We start from the raw sequence: 25,888 nt of genomic DNA on the forward strand, positions 1-25,888 counted from the left end.
CAACATGACGACTGCAATGACGCCGGTGGAAACGCGGATGACGCCGCTGACCTGGAGCCTTCTGGCGCTGCTCGGGCTTATCTGGGGCGCATCGTTCTTTTTTGGCCGGATCGCGGTTCAGCATGTCCCCGCCTTCACGCTGGTGTTCCTGCGCGTCTCGATTGCTGCCGTGGCACTGCATCTGTTCGTCCATGGCCGGTTCGACATCTACGCCCAGTTGGCCGCGCGGTGGCGTGCCTTTCTTGTCCTCGGGCTCATCAACAACGCAATTCCACACAGCCTCATCTTCCTCGGGCAGACACAGATCGGCGCCGGGCTCGCCTCCATCCTCAACGCAACGACGCCGATCTGGACCGTACTGATCGCGCATGTCCTGACCGAGGACGAAAAGCTGAGCCCGCGGAAACTGGGTGGCACAGCGCTCGGCCTTGCCGGGACGATCTTCCTGATCGGCCCGAGCGCTCTTGGTCATCTCGGCGCGACATCCGCCGGCATCCCGCTCTGGGCGCTGATCCTGCCGCTCGGTGCTGCGATCAGCTATGGCTTTGCGGGCATCTATGGTCGCCGTTTTCGCGCACTCGCGCCGCCGGTGACCGCCGCTGGCCAATTGACGGCCTCAAGCCTGATCATGCTTCCGGTATCGCTGCTGTCGGATCACCCATGGACACTGACGATGCCGCCACTGACGACGGTCCTCGCCGTCCTCGCGCTGGCGCTTGTGTCCACGGCTTACGGCTACATTCTGTTCTTCCGGATCATGGCGCGGGCCGGCGCGACGAATACCTCGCTCGTTACGCTGCTGGTGCCGCCAAGTGCCCTTCTCTTCGGTCTCGTGTTCCTCGGCGAGCGTCTCGACGCAACGGATGTCGGCGGAATGACGCTGATCGCAGCCGGACTGATCGTGCTGGACGGGCGCTTGCTGGCGAGGAACCGGTCCCGCTAGACATCACGCATTCCTGTCGTTCGACACGCGAACTGTCGCATTTCGGCCGCAGACGTTAACAATAGGGGGTCAGCACGAGCGGTTGTTAACATCTAAAAATAATCTGTTAATCGGAAGTAGATCAGGAAATACAAAGACATAAGGGACCCTGAGCTTCCGAACCAGTGCAGGCCGCCGCATTGCAGCACAAGATTTCCTTGGAGGTGTGGCATTTTCAACCTATGTTTCACGCGTTAACGCTTGGAGGGTTGAATGGGAATCGCACGGTCCGTGAATGTTCTCATGATAGGTGCCTCGTTCGCATTCGTTGCGATGATGCTCTTCATCTAGGAGGAGATGATCACCCCGATGCCTTGAGGATGGAGGCTGACGGGAAGCTCTCAGCGTGAGACGGGAGAATATCGTCTCCCTGATCTGGCATGCAAAAGCCCTCGAAATGAACCTTCGAGGGCTTTTGTACGTCTCGTAGATCTCGCGCGAAAGACTCTCTCCGCTGCTTCGCCTCATGACGCTACCTTCTCAGGCAGCAGCGCCTTCGACGGCAGGCTCCTGCGTGCGCTTGAAGCCTACGAGATCGCAAACGGCCATGATCAGCGGTGAGCGGTTCATCGTGTAGAGGTGGAAATCCCGAACACCGCGACGCGCGAGATCGACGATCTGCTCGGCCGCGATATGGGTCGCCTCCTTGAATCGCTCTTCCGGAGCGTCATCGAGATGGGCGAGCCGGGCTGACAAAGCTTCGGGAATACGCGCGCCGCAAAGACCGGAGAATTTCGCCACCTGAGCGAACTGGTTGATCGGCAGGATGCCGGGAACGACGGGGATCGAAATCCCGGCCTTGCGAACGCGCTCGAGATATCGCTCGAAGTCATTGTTGTCGAAGAAAAACTGGGTCAAAGCCCGTGTCGCGCCATTGTCGACCTTGCGCTTGAGCATATCGATATCGGCATCGACATCCAAACTCTCCGGGTGTTTCTCCGGGTAGGCGGAAACCGAAATCTGGAACCGGCCGCTGCGGGCAAGCGACGCAACGAGAGCTGCCGCATTTTCATATCCATCCGGAAAAGGCTGATACTGCGCACCGATGCCGCCCTGCGGATCGCCGCGGAGCGCCACGAAATGTCGGACGCCAGCCGCTGCGAACTCCTCCACCACGGCATCCACGTCGGCCCGCGTCGCGCCGACGCAGGTGAGATGGGCCGCGGTGCCGGGTATCGCACAATCATCGATAAGGCGTCGAACCGTGGTCAGCGAACGCGCCTTGGTGGAGCCGCCTGCGCCATAGGTGACGCTAACGAACTCGGGCGCATAGGCGTTCAGCGCCGCGGCCGTCCGGGTTAGCTGCGCATCCATTTCATCGGATTTGGGCGGAAAATATTCGAAGGAGAGGCGCAGATCGCCGCGCTCGGCCGGATAAAGCGTGCGGGTGGACATTCAGCGGGCTCCTGAAGCAAGACGTCGGGTCTGGTCGGCAGAGGAATCGACGGGCTTGCCCGCGATCCAGATGGTAACGGTGAGCGGAGTATCCTGCGCCGCCTTCGGCGAGAGATCGATGACGCGCTGGACCGAAAGACCGGCGGCATCCAACCATTCCCCCATCACCTGGTGCGAAAAACCGAGACGCAGATGCGCGTGATCCTGACGGAGATGCTCAAGGGCGTGAGGCGCGAGATCGACGATCGCCAGACGTCCGCCCGGCGTGAGCAGGCGCGCCGCTTCCTCGATCGCTGCTTCCGGCGCCTCGAGAAAGTGGAGAACCTGATGGATCGTCACCAGATCGAATTGTCGTCCATCGAGCGGCAGGTTGAAGATATCGCCGTGCCGCACCGAAGCCGTGGAGACACCGGTACGATCGAGGTTGGCACGCGCGACCGCCAGCATATCCCGGCTAGCGTCCACGCCCGTGGCCGTCTGGTAGAGCCCCTGAAAGAGCTGGAGGATGCGCCCGGTTCCCGTTCCCAGATCGAGAAGGCTCTCGACAGGCTCCGGCCCGACGGCTGCAACCAATGCCTCTTCGACCTCCGCCTCGCTGACATGAAACCGTCGCATGGCATCCCACTCGGCGGCGTTGCGGCTGAAATAGGCCTGCGCGCGATCGGATCGAGCCTGCTTCAGCGCTGTCAGTCGCTCGCTGTCACGAGCGAGAACGGCATCATCGCCATCCGCCGCATCCAGGATCCGGCGCACCAGTGCAACGTTCTGCCCTTGCCCTCGAAGCCGGAAATAGGCCCAGGCACCTTCCTGATACCGATCAATCAGAGCGGCTTCCGTCAAGAGCTTCAGATGGCGGGATATGCGAGGCTGCGACTGCCCCAGAATCTCGGTCAGGTCGGTCACCGTCAGGTCCCCGGCCGCCAAGAGGGCGAGCAACCTCAGGCGCGTCGGCTCCCCCGCCGCCTTCAGCACATCCACCACTTCGTCCAGCCGCAATCCGGTTTCGTTCAGCATGCTCTTCCCATCAACACATAAAGATATCTTTATGTGATTTGTGACGGGGCTGCAAGCGGAAACACAGCTTTAACGCCGCCTGATCGGGTCGGGCGATAGGTCACCGATACCGAAGGTACGAACCAATTTGCGAAAGAGGGATGCGGAAAACAGGAAAAGCGCGGTTAGAAAACTTCGGAGGTCACGACAGCCTTTACTGAATGCCGCCGGTCCATGCCGTCGTATCTCTTCACGCGACGTCTATTCGATGTCGGCTGTGAGAATACCGAATGACTCATTCTCAAACCGAACCGATTTAGCATGAGATCATGCCGAAGATAGCGCGCAAGTAACCTGAATGCGGCTTGCATCACACCAGATGCAACATCGGGCGCGCCGTTCGAATTAAACGGCACGCCCAAGCGATGCTTGCGAGACCGACGCTTAACGCGTCAGACGCTTGTAGGTAACGCGGCGCGGATTGACCGATTCCGGGCCGAGACGGCGGACCTTGTCCTTCTCGTAATCCTCGAAGTTGCCCTCGAACCATTCGACATGGCTGTCGCCTTCGAAGGCGAGGATGTGCGTGGCAAGCCGGTCGAGGAACATGCGGTCGTGGCTGATGATCACGGCGCAGCCTGCGAATGCTTCCAGCGCCTCTTCAAGAGCCGAGAGCGTTTCGGTATCCAGGTCGTTGGTCGGTTCGTCGAGGAGGATGACGTTGCCGCCGTCCTTCAGCATCTTGGCGAGATGCACACGGTTGCGCTGACCGCCCGAGAGCGAGCCCACCTTCTGCTGCTGGTCACCGCCCTTGAAGTTGAACGCGCCGCAATAGGCCCGGCTGTTCATGTCGTACTTGCCGAGCTTGATGATGTCGTTGCCGCCGGAAATTTCCTCCCAGACGGTTTTGTCGCCTCCCAGCGAGTCGCGGCTCTGGTCGACATAGCCTAGATCGACCGTCTCACCGACGGTGATCTTGCCGGTGTCCGGTGTTTCCTGTCCCGTGATCATGCGGAACAGCGTGGTCTTGCCGGCACCGTTCGGGCCGATCACGCCGACGATGCCGCCCGGAGGGAGCTTGAATGTGAGATTGTCGATCAGCAGGCGGTCGCCGTAGCTCTTGGAGAGGTTCTCCGCTTCGATAACCACCTGGCCCAGTCGTTCGCCCACGGGGATGACGATCTGCGCTTCACCGGGCTTCCGGTTTTCCGCTGCTTCCACCAACTCGTCATAAGCCCGGATACGGGCCTTCGACTTGGCCTGACGAGCGCGGGGGCTGGATGCGATCCATTCCTGTTCGCGCGACAGGGCCTTCTGCTTGGCCACATCCTCGCGGCCTTCCTGGGCAAGACGCTTCGCCTTCGACTGGAGGTAGGCGGAGTAATTGCCTTCGTACGGAATGCCCCGGCCGCGGTCGAGTTCCAGAATCCAGCCCGTGACATTGTCGAGGAAGTAGCGATCGTGGGTGATCATCATGACGGCGCCCGGGTATTCCCGCAGGTGCTTTTCGAGCCAGGCAATCGTCTCGGCGTCCAGATGGTTGGTCGGTTCGTCGAGGAGCAGAAGGTCCGGCTGGGACAGAAGAAGCTTGCAGAGCGCCACGCGACGACGCTCACCCCCCGACAGCGCCGTGACGTCGGCATCTGCCGGCGGGCAGCGCAGCGCATCCATCGCCATTTCAACCTGACTATCGAGATCCCAGAGATTCTGGCTGTCGATGACGTCCTGCAGACGCGCACCTTCATCGGCCGTCTCGTCCGAGTAGTTCATCATCAGTTCGTTGTAACGCTCGAGCACGGCTGTCTTATGCGCCACGCCTTCCATGACGTTGCCGAGCACGTCCTTCTCGGCATTGAGATGCGGCTCCTGCGGCAGGTAGCCGAGCGTTGCACCTTCGGCCAGCCACGCCTCGCCGGTATACTCCTTGTCGAGGCCTGCCATGATGCGCAGGACGGTCGACTTACCGGCACCATTCGGGCCGAGAATACCGATCTTTGCATCAGGGTAGAACGAGAGATGAACGTTCTCGAGGACCTTCTTGGTGCCGTAGGCCTTGTTCAGCCCGGCCATGTGATAAATAAATTGACGCGCCATGCTCGATCAATGCTCCGCGGGAATTGGAATTTGGCCCGCTATGTAGGCGAATTGCGCCGGGGGAGCAATGATGCAAGCCGTCATTTCCGCCCGGACACTCTTTAGAAACGCATACGCGCCGCAACCTTCACATCGGGGCCAACGCCTTCGCTAGCGAACATCGACCACCTTCGCTTCGCCATCCGTTCTGGGTGGCGTTTGCCCGGCAAGGGCCGAGCGTTCCGGGCGAAGCCGGCCCGCCGCATCGACCACGCCGCCGCCGCAGCGAGAGCGGACCGGCGCTGCAGCATGGATCAAAGTGGCAAGATCCGACGTTGCCTCCATCGTCGCAGAGAGACCGATTGTCAGGCCGGTGACCAGCATGCGGTCGCCGACCTGACGGCACTGCAGGCGAATGCGATCCCCTGCTCCGGCGGCAAAGCTCCGGTCGAAGGCTGCCTTGACCTCGTCTTCGCTCAGTCGGCTGCCGATCCGGCTCCGAAACAGCGCGCCGACTGCCGATGTGTTGACAGCTTCCAGCAAGCGGATCTGCAGGGAGAAATACGCGTCGGGATCGAGGACCTGACAACTCCCGCTTCGCAGCCATGTATGGCGGTCAAGGCCAGAGGCCGTACCCGGCATCGAGACGGACAGTTGTCTGGCGACATCCGCCGACAATGGCACGGCCGGCAGTGCCATCCAGTCGCGCTTGCGATCCTCGGCCTGCAACGTTTCGGAGACCTTGCAGAAGCTGTTGCGGACCGGCCGGAGCCCCGCAAGTGTCAACTGCTTCGCATCCGCACGCTCGGCATTTTGCCCCACGCACTCAGGCCGCTTCCCCTTCGTTTCGCAGAACGCCGGTAGCCAGCTGAGACCGAGAACAAAGCCGGTTTTCCCCGTCGCCCGCGGCGGTGCATCGAGCGTCTGCGAAACAGGCAGCTCTCCGGATGGTCCAACGGCAGTTGTGCCTTCGGCAGGGTGAGGCACCCTCTGCTCGATCGGCGATCGAGGAACGTCCACCTCTGCGGCCTGTACATCAAATACGCTGCACGTCGCCAGGATGAAGACGCAGGACGACAACGCCGGATACCAGCCGCCCAGCCAGCGCTTCACAATGCCGATCATCATTTCCATGTAAGCTGCCATCATCTCGATCTCCAGAACAAAGCGTGATCAATAAAGGACTAAAACAGGAATACCGCAAGTGAGATTCGTATCTGCCGGCGATTTTTCAGCAAATTCTCACATTGACAGCATCCCGATCGGACCGGAATAGTGGTCATCGGGGACGACTTGGGAGATGAGGCTATGGCATTCGAGGAGAGTCGGCTCGCAAGTCCGTCCGGTGCGGATCTTGCGCTTTACCACATGCCCGCAAGCGCTGAGATGCGCGGCATCCTTTTGATCAACCATGGTCTGGCAGAGCATGCTCGGCGGTACCATGACTTTGCCGTGGCGATGGCGGCGGGCGGCTTTACGGTCTATGCGCATGATCATCGCGGGCACGGCGCAACGCGAAGCCCCGCGCAGTTACAGGCGAGGTTTGCGCCTCATAACGGGATCACGGCGGTTCTGGCGGACGTTGCCGCCGTCAGACATCACGCGGTTTCACGGCATCCCGGCTTGCCCGTCATTCTCTTCGGGCACTCGATGGGCGGGTTGATCGCATTGAATGCGGCGGCAGCAGAACCCGGGATCTACGACGCGCTTGCGGTGTGGAACGCCAATTTCAACCCCGGCCTCGCCGGTCGATTCGGACAAGGCTTGCTGGCGGTCGAGCGCATGCTGAAGGGCTCGGATGTTCCGAGCCCGCTCGTGAGCAACCTCTCGTTCGGAGCTTGGGCACGCTCGATCCCGGCGCGCCGAACCGATCTGGACTGGCTCTCGCATGACCCGGCATCGGTCGACCGCTACATCGCCGACCCGCTCTGCGGGTTCGATGTGACGGTGTCACTCTGGATCGATCTGTTTCGCATGAGCTATGCAGGCGCCCGACCCGACCGCCTCGGCCGGCTGCCGCCTGACATGCCGATCAACCTCGTCGGCGGCGGAGAAGACCCGGCCACCGAAAACGGCGAGGCAATGCTGTGGCTGCAAGCCCGGATGAAAACGGCGGGCCTGCGCAAGGTCACGACGACGATCTATCCACATGCGCGGCACGAGACGCTGAACGATACGATCCGGGAAAAAGCTATCGATGGCTTTTCGACCTGGTGCCGAACTCTCGTTTAGAAAAGTCGATGGAGCGCGCCGTCGTGCTTCGGGGCGAGAGAGCCCCTTGCTTGCAGCATAACTCGTGAAGCCGGAACAGGCTTCAGATGACATAAGCTGCAGGTCAAAAAGGTAGAGCAACCCCGCTGCGTCATCCGTAACGTACGGTCTCTAGCCGCGAATATGCTGCGTCTGCTGATACACCGCGGTCGAGCGCGCGCCGGAACGGCAATACCCCAGCATCGGGCGTTGAAACGTATCGAGCGCATCGACCATCTTGTGGACGGCATCGGCGGTAACGCCGGCAGGGCCAACGGGGATGTGCATCGTCTCGATGCCGAGCGCATGAGCGCGCTGTTCGATCTCGGCGAAATCCGGCTGGCCGGGCTGCTCGTGATCGGGCCGGTGGCAGACGATCGACTTGAAGCCCAGCGCCTTGATCTGGTCGAGATCGGCGGCCGTGATCTGGCCGGTTACGGAGTATTCATCGTTGATCGGGCGGATGTCGTCCATGCAAGTTCTCCTCGGCGCGCGGCGTGCCGCAACCTTCGCTCACGACGATGTAGGACGCCTTTGCGCCACACGTCAATCATGCCCTGGGGGCCGAAGCTCCATCGAGAAAGCCGAACATCAGTTCGTAGACGATCGCCTCGCCCGGCGAAAGCAGCGAGAGTTCGCCGCTTTCGGACAGGGCAGAACGCCGGGCGATCCTGTGCGAAGCCGGCTCGATACTGACCACGTCGGCCTTGCCGCGCTGGCAACGCCAGATCTGGAGGAATGGCAGGCTGTCGGTTCTGAACCGGACCCGGAGGGTACGATGTTGAAGCGCAGGAAACGGACCGATCTCGACGCTTGCCCAGCCATCCTGAGTGACCGCGGGAAACAACATATGCGCGCTCTCGCCCTCGCCGAATCGCCAGCCATTCGATCCGTTCGGGAGCATCTCACCCTGGATGCGCGTGCTGTCATCGAAGAACCGTCCAGCGATGTTGAGATGATACATCCACATCGGCGGGAACGGCGTGTCGCCGACGTTTTCGATCCTGTCTTCGAGATGAACGGCACCCTCCACCATCGACCACCGGCGCGTCAACCGCGCGACACCCCCGTCCGCGAGACGGATATCGAGGCTTGCATCGCATGCATGCTCGTTCGCCGTCAGTGTTTCAGCCGGAACGCGCGTGCCGGACAGGGAGCCGTGCAACGGATAATGTCCGCCGGCCACGATGGGCTCGGGATGCCGGATATGGTCAGGACCGCAGGTAAAGAGAAAGCCCTTCAGCGCATGATCGATGCGCGGATCGCCGTCGGAGGGGATGGCGTCGCCCGGCGAGAGGTCGATGCCATCGATCACGAGCGCCGCGACATCCAGTGCCGATGCGGGATCGAGGAGCAGCGTCACGATTTTGCCGTCATGGCTTCCGTCTATGCGCATGTCGTCACCTTTCAGAAAGCCCAAGGCGTCGCTCTTGCGGATGGCCGCCTTGGCCGGCATATGGTTAGCAGTTCTTTAACGTTGAATTCAGTCTTTTCATATTAACGTCCAATTCCGCTTGTAGCTCGCGGGTCGGCCCGCCCATCAACAGGTTCATGTCGTGACGATCGCTCCGAGACGTATCCCTTCTTTCCTTGTCGCCGCCCTTGTGGCGGCTGGTCTCATACCGGTGTCCACACCGGCTGCGGCACAGTCGCGCATTGCACTGTCGCCGGATCAGGTTCTGGTGACGCCGCAGGGCGATATCCTGGATTATGTGCCTGAGAATGGCGAGGTTCGGGTGATGCGCGATGCGCGCGGCCGCACGGTCCTGGTGGATAATTGGGGCAACATCGTTGCGACGGTCATGGGATCACGCGCCGCAAACGAGGGGAGACGCCGCCCGCCGCCGGATCCTTACGGCGCGGCACCCTATGGCGACGAAGCTTTCGGTGGGCAGCCTTCCGGAGAAGGGACGTTCGGCAACGAAGCCTACGGAGAGCGCCCGTATATTCGACAGCGTGGTGGCGCGAGCGGGGTTCCGGATTACCGCAATTTTGTACCCCCGGGCGTCGAGCGCGGCGATCTTCCGACCGCTGACCAGGAGGCTCCACAGGACGAAAACGACCTGGCCGCATTGCCGCCCGAACAGCCGGCAGCCTCGCAGGGCACTACCCTGCCCCGCGCGGCGGCGATCACGCGCAAGTCCAGCGCGGAAATCACCGCATTGCAGGTCTTCCTCGATCGTGAAGGCTTCTCGCCCGGTGTGATCGACGGGAAGAATGGCTCGAACGTCACCAAAGCCATCGAGGCGTGGCAGCAGGCGACGGGCGAAACGCTCGATCCGAACAACACGGAAGACACGCTGGAACGTCTGCGGCTGAGCGGCGGGCTCGCGATTACCACTTACACCATCACGGCGGCCGACGCGGCGGGCCCCTATGTTGCGCAGATTCCGGAAGATTACGCCCACAAGGCGCTGCTTCCGCACATGTCTTTCACCTCGACGGCGGAAATGCTGGGCGAGCGATTCCATATGGACGAAGCCTACCTGCGGGAACTCAATCCCGGTGTCGATTTCACGATTCCCGGGACGATCATCAAGGTCATCAATCCCGGCGAACCGAAGACCGGCAAGGTGACGCGCGTGGTCGCGGACAAGGCACGCAAGCAGGTGTTCGCCTATGACGAGGCGGGCGCGCTCATTGCCGCCTATCCGGCGACGATCGGCTCCTCGGACACACCATCGCCCTCAGGCACCGTGCAGGTTGACCGGATCGCCCTCAATCCCGGTTATACCTACAACCCGAAGATCAATTTCAAGCAGGGCGAGAACGACAAGGTTCTGACCCTTCAGCCCGGCCCCAACGGCCCTGTCGGCACGGTCTGGATCGCACTTTCGAAGCCCACCTACGGCATTCACGGCACGCCGGAGCCGTCGAAGATCGGCAAGACACAGAGCCACGGCTGCGTGCGACTGACCAACTGGGATGCGACGGAACTGGCCAAGATGGTCAGCGTCGGCACGACGGTGGAGTTTCTCGAATAAGCCGCTGACGCTTCGCCGCCCTCACGCCGGGGAAAACCGGATGGTCGGGAACATCCGGTGGGTGCCTTTAGAGGCAAAGCCTTGCGATGAACCTTGCCCCGCTCCTGATGAGGATCGCGCCGGCTCATCACCTCATCCGCTATTGTCATGACGCAGTGCCCGCAAGATCGGTTATCCCTCCGGTCAAAGACCTGAAAACGCGACAAGGATTGCGGCATGGCGAATAAAAGCGCGCATTACAAGATTGGGCCGAACCTCTGGCATGCGACTGCGCCGCCTGCACCCCAAACCACGGCCTTGCAGGGCGATATCACAGCAGATGTCGCCGTTATCGGCGGTGGTTTCACCGGTCTTTCGGCAGCGCTGCATCTTGCCGAACAGGGTGTGAAGGTCGTCCTCGTCGAAGCGCGCATGATCGGCTTCGGCGGCTCGGGGCGAAATGTCGGTCTCGTCAATGCCGGCATGTGGACGAAGCCGGCCGACCTCATCGCTTCGCTCGGCAAGGAGCCCGGCGAGCGCTTGTTGCACGCGCTTGGCGATGGCCCGGCCCTTGTCTTCGATCTGATCGAACGGCACGAGATCCGGTGCGAAGCTGTTCGCAACGGCACGCTGCATATGGCTGTGGGGGCCGAGGGGCTTGCAGACATTACGGACCGGCAGGCACAATGGGCAGGCTTCGGCGCGCCGGTGGAGGTGCTCGATGCGGACCGCGCGCGCCAAATGACGGGTGCCGAGGGTTTTGCAGGCGGCCTTCTCGATCGACGTGCCGGTACGATCCAGCCCCTGGCCTATGCGCGGGGACTGGCGCACGCGGCTGTCAAAGCAGGAGTGCGCCTCTTCACCGAGACGCCGCTGACGGGGGCGACACGCCAAGGAGGCGATTGGTTCTTGAAGACGCCATCGGGCAGCGTAAGCGCACCGAAGGTGGTGCTCGCCACCAATGCGTACGGCACGCTGATCGATGGCATGCCATGGAGCGCGCCGACGACCGAACTGACGATCCTTCCCTATTTCCAGTTCGCCACGAAGGCACTTTCCGCCAATGTCGCGGCCACGATCCTGCCGGATCGGCAGGGTTGCTGGGACACGGGCATGGTCATGACCTCGTTCCGCATGGACCAGCAGAACCGGCTGATCTTCGGCAGCATCGGGCGTCTCGATGCCTTGGCGACCGGTACACACCGCGCCTTCGCCAAACGCTCTCTGGCGGCTCTGTTTCCACAACTGGGCAACATCGACTTCGAATATTGGTGGGACGGCCGCATCGGCATGACCACCAATGCCCTGCCCCGCCTGCACACCGTCGCGCCGGATGTTCTCTCGGTCAGCGGCTATAACGGCCGGGGCATCGCGCCCGGCACGGTCTTCGGCCGGGCGCTCGCTCATCACATCACCGGTGGCACCCACGCGATGCCGCTTGATGAAACGCCACTCGCACCCGACCCGTTGCGGACGGTCAAGTCTGCATTCTACCATGTCGGCGCGCAGGCAAAGCACCTGATCGACCGCCGCTTCTGAGAATAAAAGGGATCATCTCTCCGGGGACGCAACACCGGTCAGGTCGCGTCCCCGGACGTAGATCAGGCCGCGCGGCGGAAGGCGCGGGTGACGTGGAGCGGCACGAGGCGTCGAACCTCCTCGGCAAAGACACGTGCATTTTCACGCGCCTTATCGAGATTGCTGACGCGAGCCGGATCCATGGTCTGCAGCGTACCGCCGCAATCGAACACATCGCGGAAAGCCGCGCGCTCGATGATCGGCGTTTCCAGAACGCGCACGTTGCGGCTGGCCAGAAGCCCCTTCACGACCTGAAGCGCCCGCGTTGTCACCAGCGAGCTGACACGTGTCAGAACCACGGAATGATCGATGCGCACACCGGCCTGCTTCTGCAGCTGGGCCAGCAGCTCCAGAACCTGCGCGCCGCCCTTGGCATCCATGGAACAGCCCTGAATGGGGATGAGAACGTGGTCCGAAAGGCCGATCGCGGTTGCCAGCAGGCTGTTGCGCGCACCGGCGAGATCGATGACGAAATAATCGGTGCTGCGACGGTTCTCGATGATGTGGCCCTGGATCGACGCCATCGTGATTTCCGAGATGACGTCGATGTTCGGCACGCGACCCGAAATGTCGTGCCACGTCGAAATCCAGCGCTGCGGGTCAGCATCGAGCACCGTCACACGGTTGCCGGCGCGCGCCAGTTCGGTTGCGAGAATGAGTGCTGCGGTGGTCTTGCCCGCGCCGCCTTTGGTGTTGGCGAATGTGATGACTGGCATGGAAACCTCGTTGGGGATGCAAAGCCCCGGTTTGGCCCCGCAAACAGCTCCAGCCCCTGAAGCTGCTGTGGTTAACCGAACCTTTCAAATCGTGGTTAACGAAGTGTTAACACGCCATACGAGAACCAATGAGAGACAGCCTGACGCGAGCTTCGATGGAGACCCGCGTCAGGTGGAGATGCGTGGGTCAGATCGTTTCGATAAACAGCGCCCGCGCTGCATCGAGCGTCAGCGCGACAGGATTGCCGCCGGCTGTGGGATCGACGATCGCCATTTCGGCCATGCGGTCGATCTGGTCCGTGCCGACGCCGAGACCGGAGAGCGCATCGGGAACGCCAAGGCTCGTTCGCAGCGCGAGCACATAGTCGGTAAAGCCATCGAACCCGCCGGAAATGTCGAGATAGGCGGCCGCTCGCGCGATCTTTTCCTCGATAGCAGGCCGATTGAAGCGGAGCACCGCCGGCATGACGACCGCATTGGTCATGCCATGATGGGTGTTGTAGATCGCGCCGACGGGATGCGACAGCGCGTGAATGGCGCCGAGACCCTTCTGAAAGGCAACGGCGCCCATGGCGGCGGCACTCATCATGTTCGCACGCGCCTCGATATCCTGTCCGTCGGTGAAGGCGCGCGGCAGGTAATCCTTGACGAGCCGCATACCTTCGAGCGCGATACCCTGCGACATCGGGTGATAGAACGGTGAGGAGTAGGCCTCCAGGCAATGGGCGAAGGCATCCATGCCGGTGCCCGCCGTAATCACCTGCGGCATGCCGACGGTCAGTTCCGGATCGCAGATCGTCACGGCCGGCAGGAACTTCGGGTGGAAGATGACCTTCTTGGTGTGCGTCCTGTGATCGGTGATAACGCTGGCGCGGCCGACCTCCGAGCCGGTGCCGGCCGTGGTAGGCACAGCAATGATCGGCGCAATGCCCGGCAGGGACGCGCGCGTCCACCAGTCGCCGACATCCTCGAAATCCCAGACCGGCCGCGTCTGTCCGGCCATGAAGGCGACAGCCTTGCCGAGGTCCAGCCCGGAACCACCGCCGAACGCCACGACACCATCATGACCGCCATCGTGAAAGGCCTTCACGCCAGCTTCGAGGTTTACATCGTTCGGATTGGGATCGACATCCGCGAAGATCGCGCGACCGAGGCCGGCAGCCTCCAGAATGTCCAGCGCGTTCTGCGTGATGGCCATCGGCGCAAGGCCACGGTCCGTCACCAGCAATGGCCGCTTCATGCCCACGGCCTTGCAGTGCTCGGCCAGTTCCTTGATGCGCCCCGCGCCGAACTTGATGGCGGTCGGGTAGCTCCAGTTAGCGGTAATGGTCATGCCGTGACTTTCTTCAAATGGTAGGATTTCGGCCGGGTCAGATTGTGGAAGCCGAAGATGGAGAGCGAACCGCCGCGGCCGGTTTCCTTGACGCCGGTCCAGCAGAGTGCGGGATCGAGGTAGTCGGCCCGGTTCATGAACACGGTACCCGTTTCGATCTCGGCGCCAATGGCGGCAGCCCGTTCGGGGTCCTGCGTCCAGAGCGAGGCCGTCAGCCCGTATTTGCAGTCGTTCATCAGCGCGAGGGCTTGGGCATCGCTCTTCACTTTCATGATGCCGACGGCAGGGCCGAAGGTTTCCTCCGTCATGAATTCCATGGAATGATCGACATCGACGAGGATCTGCGGCGCGAGATAGGCACCGCCGTCATCGGCCGGAAACAGCTTCGGGTCGATCGTCGCTCGGGCGCCCTTCGAGATGGCATCGGCGACCTGCGCCCGCACCACGGCGGCAAAGCGTTTGTTGGCCATCGGCCCCAGCGTCGTTTCCGGATCGAGCGGATTGCCGAGCTTGTAGTTCGACACCCATGCGACAGATTTCTCGACGAAATCGTCGTAGAGACTCTCGTGGACGTAGATGCGCTCGATGCCGCAGCAGCACTGGCCGGAATTATAGGTCGCGCCGTCCATCAGCGTGTCCACGGCCGCATCCAGATCGGCATCCTCCATGACGTAGCCGGGGTCCTTGCCGCCGAGCTCAAGACCGAGACCGGTGAAGGTGCCGGCCGCCGCACGCTCGATCGACCGTCCGCCTTCGACAGAGCCGGTGAAGTTGACGAAATCGAAACTCTTCGCGGCAATCAGCCGGGCGCTCGTCTCGTGGTCGAGGAACAGGTTCTGGAACACGTCCTCCGGCATGCCGGCCTCCGTGAACGCGCGCACCATGCGTTCGCCGACGAGCAGCGTCTGGCTCGCATGCTTGATGATAACGACATTGCCCGCCATCAGGGCCGGCGCGATCGTGTTGATCGCCGTCATATAGGGGTAGTTCCAGGGCGCGATCACGAAGACGACGCCGTGCGGTTCGCGCACGATCCGGCGCTCGAAACGGTCGCTCTCCTCGATCACCATGGGCTTCATCGCGTCGGCCGCAATCGAGGCGACATAGTTCGAGCGCTCGTTGAAGCCACGGAACTCGCCGCCATACTTCACCGGCCGGCCCATCTGCCAGGCAAGCTCCGGCACCACGTCCGCCACCATCTCGTTCAGCCGCGTGACACCCTTCAGTACCAGTTGGACCCGCTCCTCAAGCGGCCGCCTGGCCCAGGATTTCTGTGCCTTGCGCGCACGCGCCACGGCATCGGCAGCCGCTTCATAGGGCATGGCCTCGCGTTCGGCATAGACCGAGCCGTCGACCGGCGAAATGCATTGGATCATCGTCATTCTCAACTCCAAAGGCAGGCGGCCCGCAGGCCATCGTCTTGACGCGGTGGGACGATGTGGCATGCCGCACCCCGACAGGTTTTGCAATCAGGCCCGCTCGAAACCACGCGCTACCTCCCAGTCCGTCACGCGGCGATCGTATTCCTCCTGCTCCCAGGTGCCAGCACGGGTATAATGGTCGATCACGTCGTCGCCGAAAGCCTGACGCAGCATGGCCGAGTTCGTCATGAGGTCCGTCGCGTGCCGCAACGTCTTCGGGATCTCGCGGATGTCCTTCCCGGAATAGGCGTCACCCGCAAAGGGCGCCTCCAGTTCCAGCTTGCCTTCGATGCCGGCAATGCCCGCCGCCAGCAGCGCCGCCATGGCGAGGTAGGGATTGAGGTCCGAGCCGCCAACGCGGCATTCGATGCGGATGCCCTTCGTGCCCTCGCCGCAAAGGCGATAGCCGGCCGTTCGGTTGTCCTTCGACCAGACGGCCTTGGTAGGTGCAAACGTGCCGGCCATGAACCGCTTGTAGGAATTGATGTAAGGCGCAAGGAAATAGGTGATCTCGCCCGCATGGGTCAGCAGACCGGCGATATAGTGCCGCATCGTCTCCGACATCCCGTATTCGCCCTGACTGTCGAAGAAGTGCGACGTCTTGCCGTCGAGGCTCCAGAGCGACTGGTGAATGTGAGAGGAGGAGCCGGCGGCATTCATGTGCCACTTCGCCAGGAACGTAATCGCCTTGCCCTTGGACCAGGCAATCTCCTTGCAGCCGTTCTTGATGATCACATGCCGATCGGCCATGTCGAGCGCTTCTGCATAGCGGACATTGATCTCTTCCTGGCCCGCCGAGGCCTCACCCTTGGAGTTCTCGACAGGAATGCCCGCGCCCTGCAACCCCTTCCGGATCGCCCGCATCACGTCCTCTTCCTTGGTGGTCTGGAAGATGTGGTAGTCCTCGTTATAGCCGCTGGCGAGCTTCAGATCGCGATAGCCGCTTTCGCGGGCGTGGTCGTAGGTCTGGTCGAACAGGAAGAATTCGAGTTCGCTTGCCATGAAGGCCTTCAGCCCCATGGCTTCCAGCCGCTTCACCTGCCGCTTGAGGATGGCACGCGGCGAATGCGGGACCTCCTGATGCGTGTGGTGATCGAGCACGTCGCAGAGCACGAGCGCCGTGCCGTCGAGCCAGGGAATCCGGCGAAGAGTGCCGAGATCCGGCTTCATCGTATAATCGCCATAGCCGGACTCCCAGCTCGTGGACGCGTATCCGGTCACCGTCTCCATTTCGAGGTCGGTGGCCAGCAGATAGTTGCAGCTATGTGTTTCCTCGAACGCGCTTTCGACGAAATATTCGGCCTGAAAGCGCTTCCCCATCAGCCGCCCCTGCATGTCGATCTGGCAGGCAAGGACCGTGTCGATACGGCCTTCGGCAACGTCGGTCTTCAGCTCTTCGAACAAATAGGTCATCAGGGCGTCCTGTCTGCAAGTGTCATGAGGCAGCTTGGGCTATGATCGGCGGCACCCTCTTCGGGTGCCGCCTCGCGTTGCAAGGCGTGTTACTCCTGTCCAACGGCCTTTTCGGCCGCGGCGATCTCGGCGGCACGGCGCTTGACCTCTTCGCCGATCGGCGGGCCACGGAAGCGGCGCTTTTCGAAGCCGAACCAGATCACGCCGGTAAGAACGAGGAAGCCGACGGTGACGTAGAGTGCCGGTCCGTTCGGCGGCTGCACGCCGAGAACGAAGATCAGGATCATTGCAACAACCGTAAGCCCGGCGAAGAGCTTGAAGACGCCTTCTCCCAGGTTCCACGGTCCCTGTGCCGGCCACTTCGATGTCCCCCAGGCAAAGAGGCCGAGCGTGATCGGAATGGCGAAGGAGAAGAACAGGAAGATGACCGTGCAGGACACGACGATGGTGTAGACCGGCGTCTCGCCGATGGTGATCAGCGACGAGCCCCAGACGAAGAGCACCGACAGTATCGAACCGGTCCAGATGGCAGAGACCGGCGTGCGGAACTTCGGGCTGACCTTGGCCAGAGCCTTCGACGCCGGCAGACCGCCGTCGCGCGAGAAAGCGAAGATCATGCGGGAAACCGAGGTCACCGTCGCAAGGCCGCAGAGCCACTGGCAAAGAAGGATCGCGAGATAGAGCACGTCCTTGACGATGGGGTTCATCTGCGTATCCATCGACCAGAAGAACACGTTCCAGCCCTGGGCTGCTGCAGCCGTCATGCCGTCTGCGACCGTGCCGTCGGCCAGTGGTGCCTGCGCCGGGATCATCAGCACGAAAGAGCACAGCATGATGTAGCCGAAAAGCGCCGACCAGAGCACCGACGAAATCATGCCGCGCGGCACGGATGTCGCCGCCTTGACGGTCTCTTCCGATGTGTGGGCGGACGCATCATAGCCGGTGATCGTGTAGATCGGCAGCAGCAGGCCGAGCAGGAACACCCAGGTGGACGATGTTTCCGGCCAGACATTGCCGCCGGCAGCGCCCGAGAAGTTGGAGAAGGTGAAGAGGCGGGCGATATCGTAGCTATCGGCGGCGATCAGGCAGGCCAGCGACAGCAGGATGGCCGTGACGAAGATCAGGTAGCCGGAGAAGTCCGTGAGCTTCGCCGTCAGCCCGATGCCCATGTGATTCACGAGCGCCTGCAGGCCGGTGATGACCACGAGGAACAGGATGCGGAACGTGGTCGTGTCCTCCAGCCCGAAATACGGCGTGCCGAAGGTGCCCATGAAGAAATAATAGGTGCCCACATTGATGGCGCCGAGCACGGTGACGAGCCCGAGCAGATTGAACCAGGCGGTCAGCCAGCCGGTAAAGCGGTTCCCGAGAATAGAGCCCCAGTGATAGAGGCCGCCGGCCGTGGGATAGGCCGAGGAAATCTGGGCCATCGCCATGGCGAAGACGAAGGACACGAAGCAGCCGATCGGCCAGCCGATGCCGATGGCGGCCCCGCCTGCCCCGGCCGTTGCCTGCGCCAGCGAATTGATGCCGCCGGAAAGAATGCAGATGATCGAGAACGAGACAGCGAAATTCGAGAACGAGCTCATGCGTCGCTCGAGTTCCTGCGCGTAACCCATGGAATGAAGGACCTGCAGGTCCGCATGCTTGTCGACATCGCTATAGTCGGACATGATTTTCCCCTCTGAACGCTCGGCGCCGGGCGGTATTGCCGGATGCCGGTGCAGCGGTGCGCAACCGTGATGGCGCGCGAACGCTGCAACGCTTGATCGTGCTGCGTGTGTGCCCCGTTTTTCAGGTTCGTTTCGAGGTCTTCACGCAGTCGTGCCAGTGCTCCCGCCAACGGGGCGGAAACGGTCTCCGCGGACATGCCGCTCCCCCGGGTCTTTTTATGATTCGAGGCGCATCAGGGCTTTCCCCAGATGATCCCCGATATAGCCGGCCAGGACCCTCTGGCCGTCTTTGCTTGCGATGAGATCGTTTCGGATCTCGATCATGACGTTGAGCAGGCCGTGGTGAATACCGTGCTCGATCAGCGTATGCGTCACTCCGTCCTGCGGCCCATACGGCTCGTTGCGACGCGTGACGAAAGTTTCGTCCTCAGCTGTATCCGCGAGAAGCGCATCGGCGAGCCGACTGTCTCTATCGTGCAGGATACCAATCTCTACTTCACGCTGCTGGCCGTGCCAGACCGGCGTGAACGAGTGCATAGTGACGATAACCGGCGGGCGGCGGTTTGCAACCCGCGTCTTGATGAGATCGGACAGGCACTTGCGGAAAGGACTGTAGATCGCTTCCGTCCGCGCCAGCCGCTCGGCCGCCGAAAGCGCCGCATTGCCCGGAATATCGAAGACCTCGCTGACGGCCGGCATGGCGCTCGGCGAATCCGGCGGCCGGTTGCAATCATAAACGAGACGGGAAAAGCGCTGGTAGATCAGAGTCGCGTCGAGCGACCCCATGAGAAGCCGGCAAACGGCGAGCGCTCCCGGATCCCAGGCGATATGGCTGTCCAGCGCCTGCGCGGAAAGCCCCAGCGTGCCCATTCTTTCCGGCAGCCGGCTTGAGGCGTGCTCGCAGACGAGAAGAATGCGGGAGCTCGCCTCCGCATTCTCCAGCGCGACGGGCGCGCCATCCTCGACAGTCAGAAGAGCACCCACACCCCGCTCCGTGGCTGATCCCGCCGTCATGGCGAGCCCGATACTGAAGAGAATTCTTCACAAAGCCGAATCTGTCAATTGCGAACTGAAAAGATCTCTTCACGCATCTCATTGCCTCCACCCCATTGACTCCGATTGTGACAGCGATGTTTACTCCGATAAAGGCCGGCGAAGATCGGTCTCAGGGGAATATCTTGATCAGCACCGAAACACACAAGACGGTGTCGGACGTGATCGCCGCGAACTTCACCGCTTTGACGCGGGCGGAGAAGCAGCTGGCGGAGACGTTGCTCGACAACTATCCCGTTTCCGGGCTCGGCAGCATCACGACCGTTGCCGAAAACGCCGGCGTCTCAACGCCGACCGTTGCGCGCATGGTGCAGAAGCTCGGTTTTCGCGGCTTTCCGGATTTCCAGGCGCGACTGCATCAGGAGCTGGAAGCGACGATCTCCAACCCGATCAGCAAGCACGACCGCTGGGCGGCGAATGCGCCGGGCACCCATATTCTCAACCGTTTCGCCGACGCCACCATCAACAATCTCAGGTCCACCCTGGCCCAGATGGAAACGCAGGATTTCGATGGCGCGGCCGCGCTCATCGCCGATCCCCGCCGGCGCATCTACCTGATCGGCGGCCGCATCACCCGCACGCTCGCAGATTATGTGTTCACGCATCTTCAGGTCATTCGAGCCGGCGTGACGCTGATCGCATCCGGCTCAAGCCCATGGCCGCACTATGTGCTCGACATGAAGAAGGGCGACGTGCTGGTCGTGTTCGATATCCGCCGTTACGAGCAGGAGCTTGAAACCCTGGCGAAGGCTGCGCGTTCCCGCGGTGCCGAGATCATCCTTTTCACGGATCAGTGGTCCTCGCCCGTGGCAAAATCTGCAGCCAAAGTCTTCCGCGTTCATATCGAGGCTCCCTCCGCCTGGGACAGCTCGGTGGTGACCCTTTTTACCGTGGAGGCGCTGATCGAAGCGGTCCAGAGCTCGATCTGGGCGGAGACCCGCGACCGGATGAAGGCGCTGGAGAGCCTGTTCGACACGACACCGCTGTTTCGCAAGCCTTTTCAAGAGAGAAAGGGATGAAGCCGGAACCCCCGCAAGAAAACCCTCGATACATTTCTGAGCCGGGCAAAGAAGCCTGAAACCGTCCACCGCGTCTGTCATAGAAGCTTCATGACGCCGCTCTATCAGCTTGATCCACCGGGCCGGAAACCCCGGCCTGAAAAACCCAAGGAGACTTTCGTGCTGTCAAAGACCCACCGCCTTCTGTCGCTGACATCGGCGATGCTTGTCGCCTCCACGGCGCTTGCCGCTGCCGAGCCGAGCGCGGAGCTGATCGCTGCCGCCAAGAAGGAAGGCACGCTGACCACCATCGCGCTTCCCCACAACTGGTGCGGCTACGGCGACGTCATCGCCGGCTTCAAGGCCAAGTATGGTCTCGAGGTCAACGAACTGAACCCCGACGCCGGTTCGGGCGACGAGATCGAGGCCATCAAGGCCAACAAGGGCAACACCGGCCCGCAGGCGCCCGACGTGATCGATGTCGGCCTCTCCTTCGGCCCGTCCGCCAAGGCCGAAGGCCTGATCCAGCCCTACAAGGTCTCCACCTGGGACTCGATCCCCGACAGCGCCAAGGATGCCGACGGCTTCTGGTACGGCGACTATTACGGCGTGCTGTCCTTCGTCGTGAACACCGACATCGTCAAGGACGTACCCAAGGACTGGGCCGACCTGAAAAAGTCTGACTACGCCAACAGCATCGCGCTCGCCGGCGATCCGCGCGCCTCCAACCAGGCGGTTCAGGCTGTATACGCGGCAGGTCTCGCCGCTGGCGAAACGGACGCGACGAAAGCCGGCACCGCTGGCCTCTCCTACTTCGGCGAACTCAACAAAGCCGGCAATCTCGTGCCCGTCATCGGCAAGTCGGCTTCGCTTGCGCAGGGCTCCACGCCGATCGTCGTCGCATGGGACTATAACGGCCTCTCCTGGCGCGACAGCCTCAACGGCAACCCGCCGGTCGAAGTCGTCGTTCCCACGAGCGGCGTTGTCGCCGGCGTCTACGTACAGGCCATTTCCGCCTTCGCGCCGCATCCGAACGCTGCAAAGCTGTGGATGGAGTACCTTTATTCCGACGAAGGTCAGCTCGGCTGGCTGAAGGGCTATTGCCACCCGATCCGCTTCAACGATCTTGCCAAGAACAACAAAATCCCCAAGGAAATGCTCGACAAGCTTCCGCCGGCCGCTGCCTATGAAAAGGCCGTGTTCCCGACGCTTGACGAACAGGCTGCCGGCAAGACCGAGATCACCGGCAAGTGGGACAGCGTCGTCGGCGCCAACGTCCAGTAAAACACTCTTCCGGTCATATGATCGCTTAAACATGGCCTCTCCGCGCATGCGCGGAGAGGCTTCCAATACGCCCTCCCGAACGAAAGCTCGCCGATGAGCCCACCGATCAGCCCCCCGATCAGCAGAGTGACAGCGCCGGTACCGAAATCGGTCACGACGATCAGCAAGGACCGGATCATCGACTGGCTGGGCATCGCGCCGTTCATGCTCTTCGCGTTGCTCTTCCTGCTGGCTCCGACCTTCTACCTCGTCGTCGGTGCCTTCTTCACGCCGGATGGCCAGCTGACGCTCAAGAACATTTCCGATCTTTTCACGCCCTCGATACTGTCTGCCTACTGGATCTCGATCCGCATCTCGCTTGCCTCCGCTCTCGGTGGCGCGTTCATCGGCTTCTTCCTTGCCTGGGCCGTCGTGCTCGGGGGGCTGCCGGCCTCCGTGCGTTCGACGCTTCTCACCTTTTCCGGCGTCGCCTCCAACTTCGCAGGCGTCCCCCTCGCCTTCGCCTTCCTCGCCACGCTCGGCCGCACAGGGCTGGCGACGGTGCTCCTGCGTGACTGGTGGGGGTTCAATCTCTACTCGACCGGCTTCAACCTCCTCAGCTTCACCGGCCTCACGCTCACCTACATGTACTTCCAGATCCCGCTGATGGTGCTGATCCTCACCCCGGCGCTCGACGGCATGAAGAAGGAATGGCGCGAGGCTTCCGAGATCCTCGGAGCCACGAACCGGCAATACTGGACGATGGTCGCCCTGCCGATCCTGTGGCCCAGCCTGCTCGGCACAACGCTGCTGCTGTTTGCCAACGCCTTCGGCGCCATCGCCACCGCCTACGCGCTGACGGGCAGTTCGCTCAACATCGTGCCGATCCTGCTCTACGCGCAGATCCGCGGCGACGTGCTGCACAATCCGAACCTCGGCTATGCCATCGCGCTCGGCATGATCGTCATCACCGGCCTCTCCAACGTCCTCTACCTCATGCTGCGCATGCGCGCGGAGAGGTGGCAGAAATGAAGACGAACCGCATCGGCGCCTGGATCGCCATGGCCATCGGGGCCAGCTACTTCGTTATTCCGCTGATCGGCACCTTCGAATTCTCGCTGCGCATGCGCCGGGGCGAATACTCCTTCGACGCCTATCGCTCGGTCTTTTCGGACATGCAGTTCCGCGAGACCTTCGGCTATTCCATGATGATGGCGCTGCTGACCATCGTCTTCGGCATGCTGCTGGTGGTCCCCACGGCCTACTGGGTGCGCCTGCGCCTGCCGCAGATGCGGCCGGTGGTCGAGTTCATCACGCTGCTGCCACTGGTCATTCCCGCCATCGTCATCGTGTTCGGCTATCTGCGCTTGTACAATTCGTCGTCCGTCCTCCCGCTCACCGGCTCGACGACGGGCACGAACATATTGCTCATGTTCTCCTACATCACCCTGTCGCTGCCCTACATGTACAAGGCTGTCGACACCGCCATGCGCGCCATCGACGTCCGCACGCTGACGGAGGCGGCGCAGAGCCTTGGCGCCAACTGGTCGACCATCCTCTTCCGCTGCATCTTTCCGAACGTCATGAGCGGCGTCCTCTCCGGAGCCTTCATCACGCTCGCCATCGTCATGGGCGAGTTCACCATGGCGGCACTCCTCAACCGTCCGGCGTTCGGCCCTTACCTGCAGCTTGTCGGCGCCAACAAGGCCTATGAGCCATCAGCGCTCGCGGTAATCGCCTTCTCCATCACATGGCTCTCCATGGGCCTCCTCAATCTCGTTTCGCGCTTTGGCAAGTCCGCCCCGGCCAAGGCATAAAGGTCACAGGCTCCATGTCCTTTCTTACCCTGACCCACATCCGGAAATCCTTTGGCCAGACGCAGGTCGTGCACGACTTCGACATGTCGATCGAGAAAGGTGAATTCGTTTCCTTCCTCGGGCCATCCGGCTGCGGCAAGACGACCGTTCTGCGAATGATCGCCGGCTTCGAAACACCCTCCTCCGGCACCATCGTGATGAATGGCCGGAACCAGAACGAGCTGAAGCCCAACCAGCGCAATATCGGCATGGTTTTCCAGGCCTATGCGCTGTTCCCCAACATGACGGTCCGCGACAACGTCGCCTTCGGCCTGAAGGTCGCGGGTGCCCCCAAGGCGGATATCGACAGCCGTGTGAAGGAAATGTTGGCGCTCATCCACCTCGAGCATCTGGCGGATCGCTACCCCTACCAGATGTCCGGCGGACAGCAGCAGCGCGTGGCCCTTGCCCGCGCCCTTGCACCAAAGCCGCAGGTTCTCCTTCTCGACGAGCCTCTCTCGGCGCTGGACGCGAAGATCCGCGTCTCTCTGCGTGAGGAGATCCGCATGATCCAGCAGCAGCTGGGCATCACCACCGTCTTCGTCACGCACGATCAGGAAGAGGCGCTGTCCATCTCCGATCGCATCGTCATCATGAACGCGGGACGCGCCGACCAGATCGGCACGCCTTTCGAGATCTATAATCGACCGGCGACCCGCTTCGTCGCCTCCTTCGTCGGAACGCTGAACCTGATCGACGCCAAGGTCATCGACCCCGCAGCCAACCGCATCGCCATCGGCGACCAGAGCATTACGCTGCGCGAACCGCTGGGGGCTGTAAAGGCCGGCGACACGGTCTCGCTGGCGCTGCGGCCGGAAGCCGGTTCCATTGCGCCCGACGCGAAGGGAGATACGGCTCTGACGGGCACCGTTATCGCCACCAATTTCCTCGGCTCGGTTATCCGCACCCGCATGAAGATTGCCGACAGTGTCATTTCCTTCGACATGTTCAACAACCCCGGCCTGAAGCCACCGGCGATCGGAGACACGGTGACGCTGCGCTTTACCGCGGGCGATCTTCTCATCGTCAGGGAATAGTTTTCTTCAAAATCCTCCCTGCATGAAACAAAGCGGATTTGACGGTTTGCCACAGGTGCTTATAGTCACATCCGTACGTTCTCAGGGCGGGGTGAAATTCCCCACCGGCGGTAACAGGCGTTAATGCCTGGAGCCCGCGAGCGCTTCATGTCTCAGGCGGCTTGCCGGTTGGAATGAAGGTCAGCAGATCCGGTGTGACTCCGGAGCCGACGGTATAGTCCGGATGAAAGAGAGCAAACGGCAGGACACGGCCCGACAAGGCCGCGTCGTGTCCGCGTGTTCGCCCAAGGGATCCCGTCGAACGGCTAACCCTTGAAAGGCCACTTGCATGACCATCGCCTCCCACCCTTCACAGAAAATCGCTATCATCCGGGCTCGCTGGCACGCCGCCATCGTGGACCGGTGCGTCGACGCCTTCACCGCCCGCTGGCAGGAACTCGGCGGCAACGCGGCCGATGTCGAGATCTTCGATGTGCCCGGCGCACTTGAAATCCCGCTTCATGCCCAGACACTGGCAAAGACCGGTCGGTTCTCGGCTATCCTCGGCACAGCATTCGTTGTCGATGGCGGCATCTACCGCCACGATTTCGTCGCCTCCACCGTGCTCGACGGCATGATGCGCGTCTCGCTGGACACCGGCGTTCCCGTCCTCTCCGCCGTCCTGACCCCGCATCACTTCCAGGAGTCGGAAGCCCACATCCGCTTCTTCACGGATCACTTCGTCATCAAGGGCGCTGAAGCGGCCAACGCTGCCCGCCAGTTGCTGGCAGCACGCGCCGAGATTGCGCTTGCTCCGGCACAGGCAGCCGCGTGAAACGAAGATGGCCCGCAGCCTTAATGGCAGCGGGGCGTCGCTCGGTCTGCTTCACGGCAACATACGCGACCGAAAAC

Annotated in this window: 22 protein-coding genes and 1 riboswitch; of the genes, 10 read left to right on the top strand and 12 right to left on the bottom strand. The window is 62.0% G+C overall.

What is annotated here, in order from left to right; genetic code table 11:
- Nucleotides 1–4 precede the first annotated feature (4 nt).
- The gene (locus tag BSG19_RS02210; RefSeq protein WP_092984412.1) at nt 5–943 is read left to right on the top strand and encodes a DMT family transporter; all 939 of its coding nucleotides are present in this window, start codon (nt 5–7) and stop codon (nt 941–943) included.
- A gap of 519 nt (nt 944–1,462) precedes the next feature.
- Here the strand turns inward: BSG19_RS02210 and metF are convergent.
- The 4 genes from metF to BSG19_RS02230 form a co-directional block, all read right to left on the bottom strand.
- The gene (gene metF, locus BSG19_RS02215) at nt 1,463–2,377 is read right to left on the bottom strand and encodes a methylenetetrahydrofolate reductase [NAD(P)H] (protein WP_092984414.1); all 915 of its coding nucleotides are present in this window, start codon (nt 2,375–2,377) and stop codon (nt 1,463–1,465) included.
- Nucleotides 2,378–3,391, bottom strand: a complete 1,014-nt coding sequence (locus tag BSG19_RS02220) for an ArsR/SmtB family transcription factor (RefSeq protein ID WP_092984416.1) — start codon at nt 3,389–3,391, stop codon at nt 2,378–2,380. It lies immediately after the preceding gene.
- A gap of 423 nt (nt 3,392–3,814) precedes the next feature.
- Complete coding sequence (ettA, locus tag BSG19_RS02225) at nt 3,815–5,464, bottom strand: energy-dependent translational throttle protein EttA (protein WP_092984418.1); 1,650 nt, start codon at nt 5,462–5,464, stop codon at nt 3,815–3,817.
- A gap of 150 nt (nt 5,465–5,614) precedes the next feature.
- On the bottom strand, nt 5,615–6,592 hold the full coding sequence (locus BSG19_RS02230; RefSeq protein WP_092984420.1) for a ribonuclease T2 family protein: 978 nt from the start codon (nt 6,590–6,592) through the stop codon (nt 5,615–5,617).
- A 159-nt stretch (nt 6,593–6,751) separates the two neighbouring features.
- Between BSG19_RS02230 and BSG19_RS02235 the strand changes: the two genes are divergently transcribed.
- Nucleotides 6,752–7,675: an alpha/beta fold hydrolase gene (locus tag BSG19_RS02235; protein WP_092984422.1), complete on the top strand. Its 924-nt coding sequence runs from the start codon at nt 6,752–6,754 to the stop codon at nt 7,673–7,675.
- Nucleotides 7,676–7,825: 150 nt separating this feature from the next.
- Here the strand turns inward: BSG19_RS02235 and BSG19_RS02240 are convergent, their stop codons facing one another.
- Nucleotides 7,826–8,167 carry a protein tyrosine phosphatase family protein gene (locus tag BSG19_RS02240; protein WP_092984424.1) on the bottom strand — a complete coding sequence of 114 codons (342 nt, stop codon included), beginning with the start codon at nt 8,165–8,167 and terminating at the stop codon, nt 7,826–7,828.
- A gap of 76 nt (nt 8,168–8,243) precedes the next feature.
- Nucleotides 8,244–9,089, bottom strand: coding sequence for a DUF4432 family protein (locus tag BSG19_RS02245; protein ID WP_092985518.1), 846 nt, complete (start codon nt 9,087–9,089; stop codon nt 8,244–8,246).
- A gap of 229 nt (nt 9,090–9,318) precedes the next feature.
- Here BSG19_RS02245 and BSG19_RS02250 point away from each other — a divergent pair, with 229 nt between their 5' ends.
- Entirely contained in the window at nt 9,319–10,677 is a 1,359-nt protein-coding gene (locus BSG19_RS02250) for a L,D-transpeptidase family protein (protein ID WP_244529095.1), read from the top strand.
- Nucleotides 10,678–10,893: 216 nt separating this feature from the next.
- The gene (locus BSG19_RS02255) at nt 10,894–12,195 is read left to right on the top strand and encodes an NAD(P)/FAD-dependent oxidoreductase (RefSeq protein ID WP_092984428.1); all 1,302 of its coding nucleotides are present in this window, start codon (nt 10,894–10,896) and stop codon (nt 12,193–12,195) included.
- 62 nt (nt 12,196–12,257) lie between these two features.
- Here BSG19_RS02255 and BSG19_RS02260 read toward each other — a convergent pair whose 3' ends face one another.
- The 6 genes from BSG19_RS02260 to BSG19_RS02285 all read right to left on the bottom strand — a co-directional run bounded on the left by BSG19_RS02260 (nt 12,258) and on the right by BSG19_RS02285 (nt 19,774).
- Nucleotides 12,258–12,950 (bottom strand): ParA family protein, encoded by a 693-nt coding sequence (locus BSG19_RS02260; protein ID WP_092984430.1) that lies wholly within the window; start codon nt 12,948–12,950, stop codon nt 12,258–12,260.
- A gap of 187 nt (nt 12,951–13,137) precedes the next feature.
- A complete protein-coding gene (locus tag BSG19_RS02265; protein WP_092984432.1) occupies nt 13,138–14,283 on the bottom strand; it encodes an iron-containing alcohol dehydrogenase in 1,146 nt (381 codons plus the stop codon).
- On the bottom strand, nt 14,280–15,665 hold the full coding sequence (locus tag BSG19_RS02270; protein ID WP_092984434.1) for an aldehyde dehydrogenase family protein: 1,386 nt from the start codon (nt 15,663–15,665) through the stop codon (nt 14,280–14,282). Before BSG19_RS02270 ends, BSG19_RS02265 begins: the two co-directional genes overlap by 4 nt.
- 87 nt (nt 15,666–15,752) lie before the next feature.
- Complete coding sequence (locus tag BSG19_RS02275; protein WP_092984436.1) at nt 15,753–17,117, bottom strand: glutamine synthetase family protein; 1,365 nt, start codon at nt 17,115–17,117, stop codon at nt 15,753–15,755.
- An 89-nt stretch (nt 17,118–17,206) separates the two neighbouring features.
- A complete protein-coding gene (locus tag BSG19_RS02280; protein ID WP_092984439.1) occupies nt 17,207–18,790 on the bottom strand; it encodes an amino acid permease in 1,584 nt (527 codons plus the stop codon).
- Nucleotides 18,791–19,006: 216 nt separating this feature from the next.
- Nucleotides 19,007–19,774 carry an N-formylglutamate amidohydrolase gene (locus BSG19_RS02285; protein ID WP_092984441.1) on the bottom strand — a complete coding sequence of 256 codons (768 nt, stop codon included), beginning with the start codon at nt 19,772–19,774 and terminating at the stop codon, nt 19,007–19,009.
- A gap of 194 nt (nt 19,775–19,968) precedes the next feature.
- Here BSG19_RS02285 and BSG19_RS02290 point away from each other — a divergent pair, with 194 nt between their 5' ends.
- The 6 genes from BSG19_RS02290 (at nt 19,969) to BSG19_RS02315 (ending at nt 25,811) form a co-directional block, all read left to right on the top strand.
- The gene (locus BSG19_RS02290; RefSeq protein ID WP_244529061.1) at nt 19,969–20,862 is read left to right on the top strand and encodes a MurR/RpiR family transcriptional regulator; all 894 of its coding nucleotides are present in this window, start codon (nt 19,969–19,971) and stop codon (nt 20,860–20,862) included.
- A gap of 159 nt (nt 20,863–21,021) precedes the next feature.
- Nucleotides 21,022–22,125 (top strand): ABC transporter substrate-binding protein, encoded by a 1,104-nt coding sequence (locus BSG19_RS02295; RefSeq protein ID WP_092985520.1) that lies wholly within the window; start codon nt 21,022–21,024, stop codon nt 22,123–22,125.
- A gap of 117 nt (nt 22,126–22,242) precedes the next feature.
- Nucleotides 22,243–23,136 carry an ABC transporter permease gene (locus tag BSG19_RS02300; RefSeq protein ID WP_244529096.1) on the top strand — a complete coding sequence of 298 codons (894 nt, stop codon included), beginning with the start codon at nt 22,243–22,245 and terminating at the stop codon, nt 23,134–23,136.
- Entirely contained in the window at nt 23,133–23,921 is a 789-nt protein-coding gene (locus tag BSG19_RS02305) for an ABC transporter permease (RefSeq protein ID WP_092984447.1), read from the top strand. Before BSG19_RS02300 ends, BSG19_RS02305 begins: the two co-directional genes overlap by 4 nt.
- A gap of 14 nt (nt 23,922–23,935) precedes the next feature.
- Nucleotides 23,936–24,997, top strand: coding sequence for an ABC transporter ATP-binding protein (locus tag BSG19_RS02310; protein WP_092984449.1), 1,062 nt, complete (start codon nt 23,936–23,938; stop codon nt 24,995–24,997).
- A 73-nt stretch (nt 24,998–25,070) separates the two neighbouring features.
- Nucleotides 25,071–25,236: riboswitch (FMN riboswitch) on the top strand.
- 89 nt (nt 25,237–25,325) lie between these two features.
- Complete coding sequence (locus tag BSG19_RS02315) at nt 25,326–25,811, top strand: 6,7-dimethyl-8-ribityllumazine synthase (RefSeq protein ID WP_092984451.1); 486 nt, start codon at nt 25,326–25,328, stop codon at nt 25,809–25,811.
- The last annotated feature ends 77 nt before the right edge of the window (nt 25,812–25,888 follow it).

The sequence above is a fragment of the Rhizobium sp. NFR03 genome (assembly GCF_900111275.1).
Lineage (GTDB): Bacteria > Pseudomonadota > Alphaproteobacteria > Rhizobiales > Rhizobiaceae > Ferranicluibacter.

What these genes read in the sequence shown, in the direction of transcription:
- BSG19_RS02210 (WP_092984412.1), top strand. Translation starts at nt 5, where the DNA reads ATGACGACTGCAATGACGCCGGTGGAAACGCGGATGACGCCGCTGACC.
- metF (WP_092984414.1), bottom strand. Translation starts at nt 2,377, where the DNA reads ATGTCCACCCGCACGCTTTATCCGGCCGAGCGCGGCGATCTGCGCCTC.
- BSG19_RS02220 (WP_092984416.1), bottom strand. Translation starts at nt 3,391, where the DNA reads ATGCTGAACGAAACCGGATTGCGGCTGGACGAAGTGGTGGATGTGCTG.
- ettA (WP_092984418.1), bottom strand. Translation starts at nt 5,464, where the DNA reads ATGGCGCGTCAATTTATTTATCACATGGCCGGGCTGAACAAGGCCTAC.
- BSG19_RS02230 (WP_092984420.1), bottom strand. Translation starts at nt 6,592, where the DNA reads ATGATGGCAGCTTACATGGAAATGATGATCGGCATTGTGAAGCGCTGG.
- BSG19_RS02235 (WP_092984422.1), top strand. Translation starts at nt 6,752, where the DNA reads ATGGCATTCGAGGAGAGTCGGCTCGCAAGTCCGTCCGGTGCGGATCTT.
- BSG19_RS02240 (WP_092984424.1), bottom strand. Translation starts at nt 8,167, where the DNA reads ATGGACGACATCCGCCCGATCAACGATGAATACTCCGTAACCGGCCAG.
- BSG19_RS02245 (WP_092985518.1), bottom strand. Translation starts at nt 9,089, where the DNA reads ATGCGCATAGACGGAAGCCATGACGGCAAAATCGTGACGCTGCTCCTC.
- BSG19_RS02255 (WP_092984428.1), top strand. Translation starts at nt 10,894, where the DNA reads ATGGCGAATAAAAGCGCGCATTACAAGATTGGGCCGAACCTCTGGCAT.
- BSG19_RS02260 (WP_092984430.1), bottom strand. Translation starts at nt 12,950, where the DNA reads ATGCCAGTCATCACATTCGCCAACACCAAAGGCGGCGCGGGCAAGACC.
- BSG19_RS02265 (WP_092984432.1), bottom strand. Translation starts at nt 14,283, where the DNA reads ATGACCATTACCGCTAACTGGAGCTACCCGACCGCCATCAAGTTCGGC.
- BSG19_RS02270 (WP_092984434.1), bottom strand. Translation starts at nt 15,665, where the DNA reads ATGACGATGATCCAATGCATTTCGCCGGTCGACGGCTCGGTCTATGCC.
- BSG19_RS02275 (WP_092984436.1), bottom strand. Translation starts at nt 17,117, where the DNA reads ATGACCTATTTGTTCGAAGAGCTGAAGACCGACGTTGCCGAAGGCCGT.
- BSG19_RS02280 (WP_092984439.1), bottom strand. Translation starts at nt 18,790, where the DNA reads ATGTCCGACTATAGCGATGTCGACAAGCATGCGGACCTGCAGGTCCTT.
- BSG19_RS02305 (WP_092984447.1), top strand. Translation starts at nt 23,133, where the DNA reads ATGAAGACGAACCGCATCGGCGCCTGGATCGCCATGGCCATCGGGGCC.
- BSG19_RS02310 (WP_092984449.1), top strand. Translation starts at nt 23,936, where the DNA reads ATGTCCTTTCTTACCCTGACCCACATCCGGAAATCCTTTGGCCAGACG.
- BSG19_RS02315 (WP_092984451.1), top strand. Translation starts at nt 25,326, where the DNA reads ATGACCATCGCCTCCCACCCTTCACAGAAAATCGCTATCATCCGGGCT.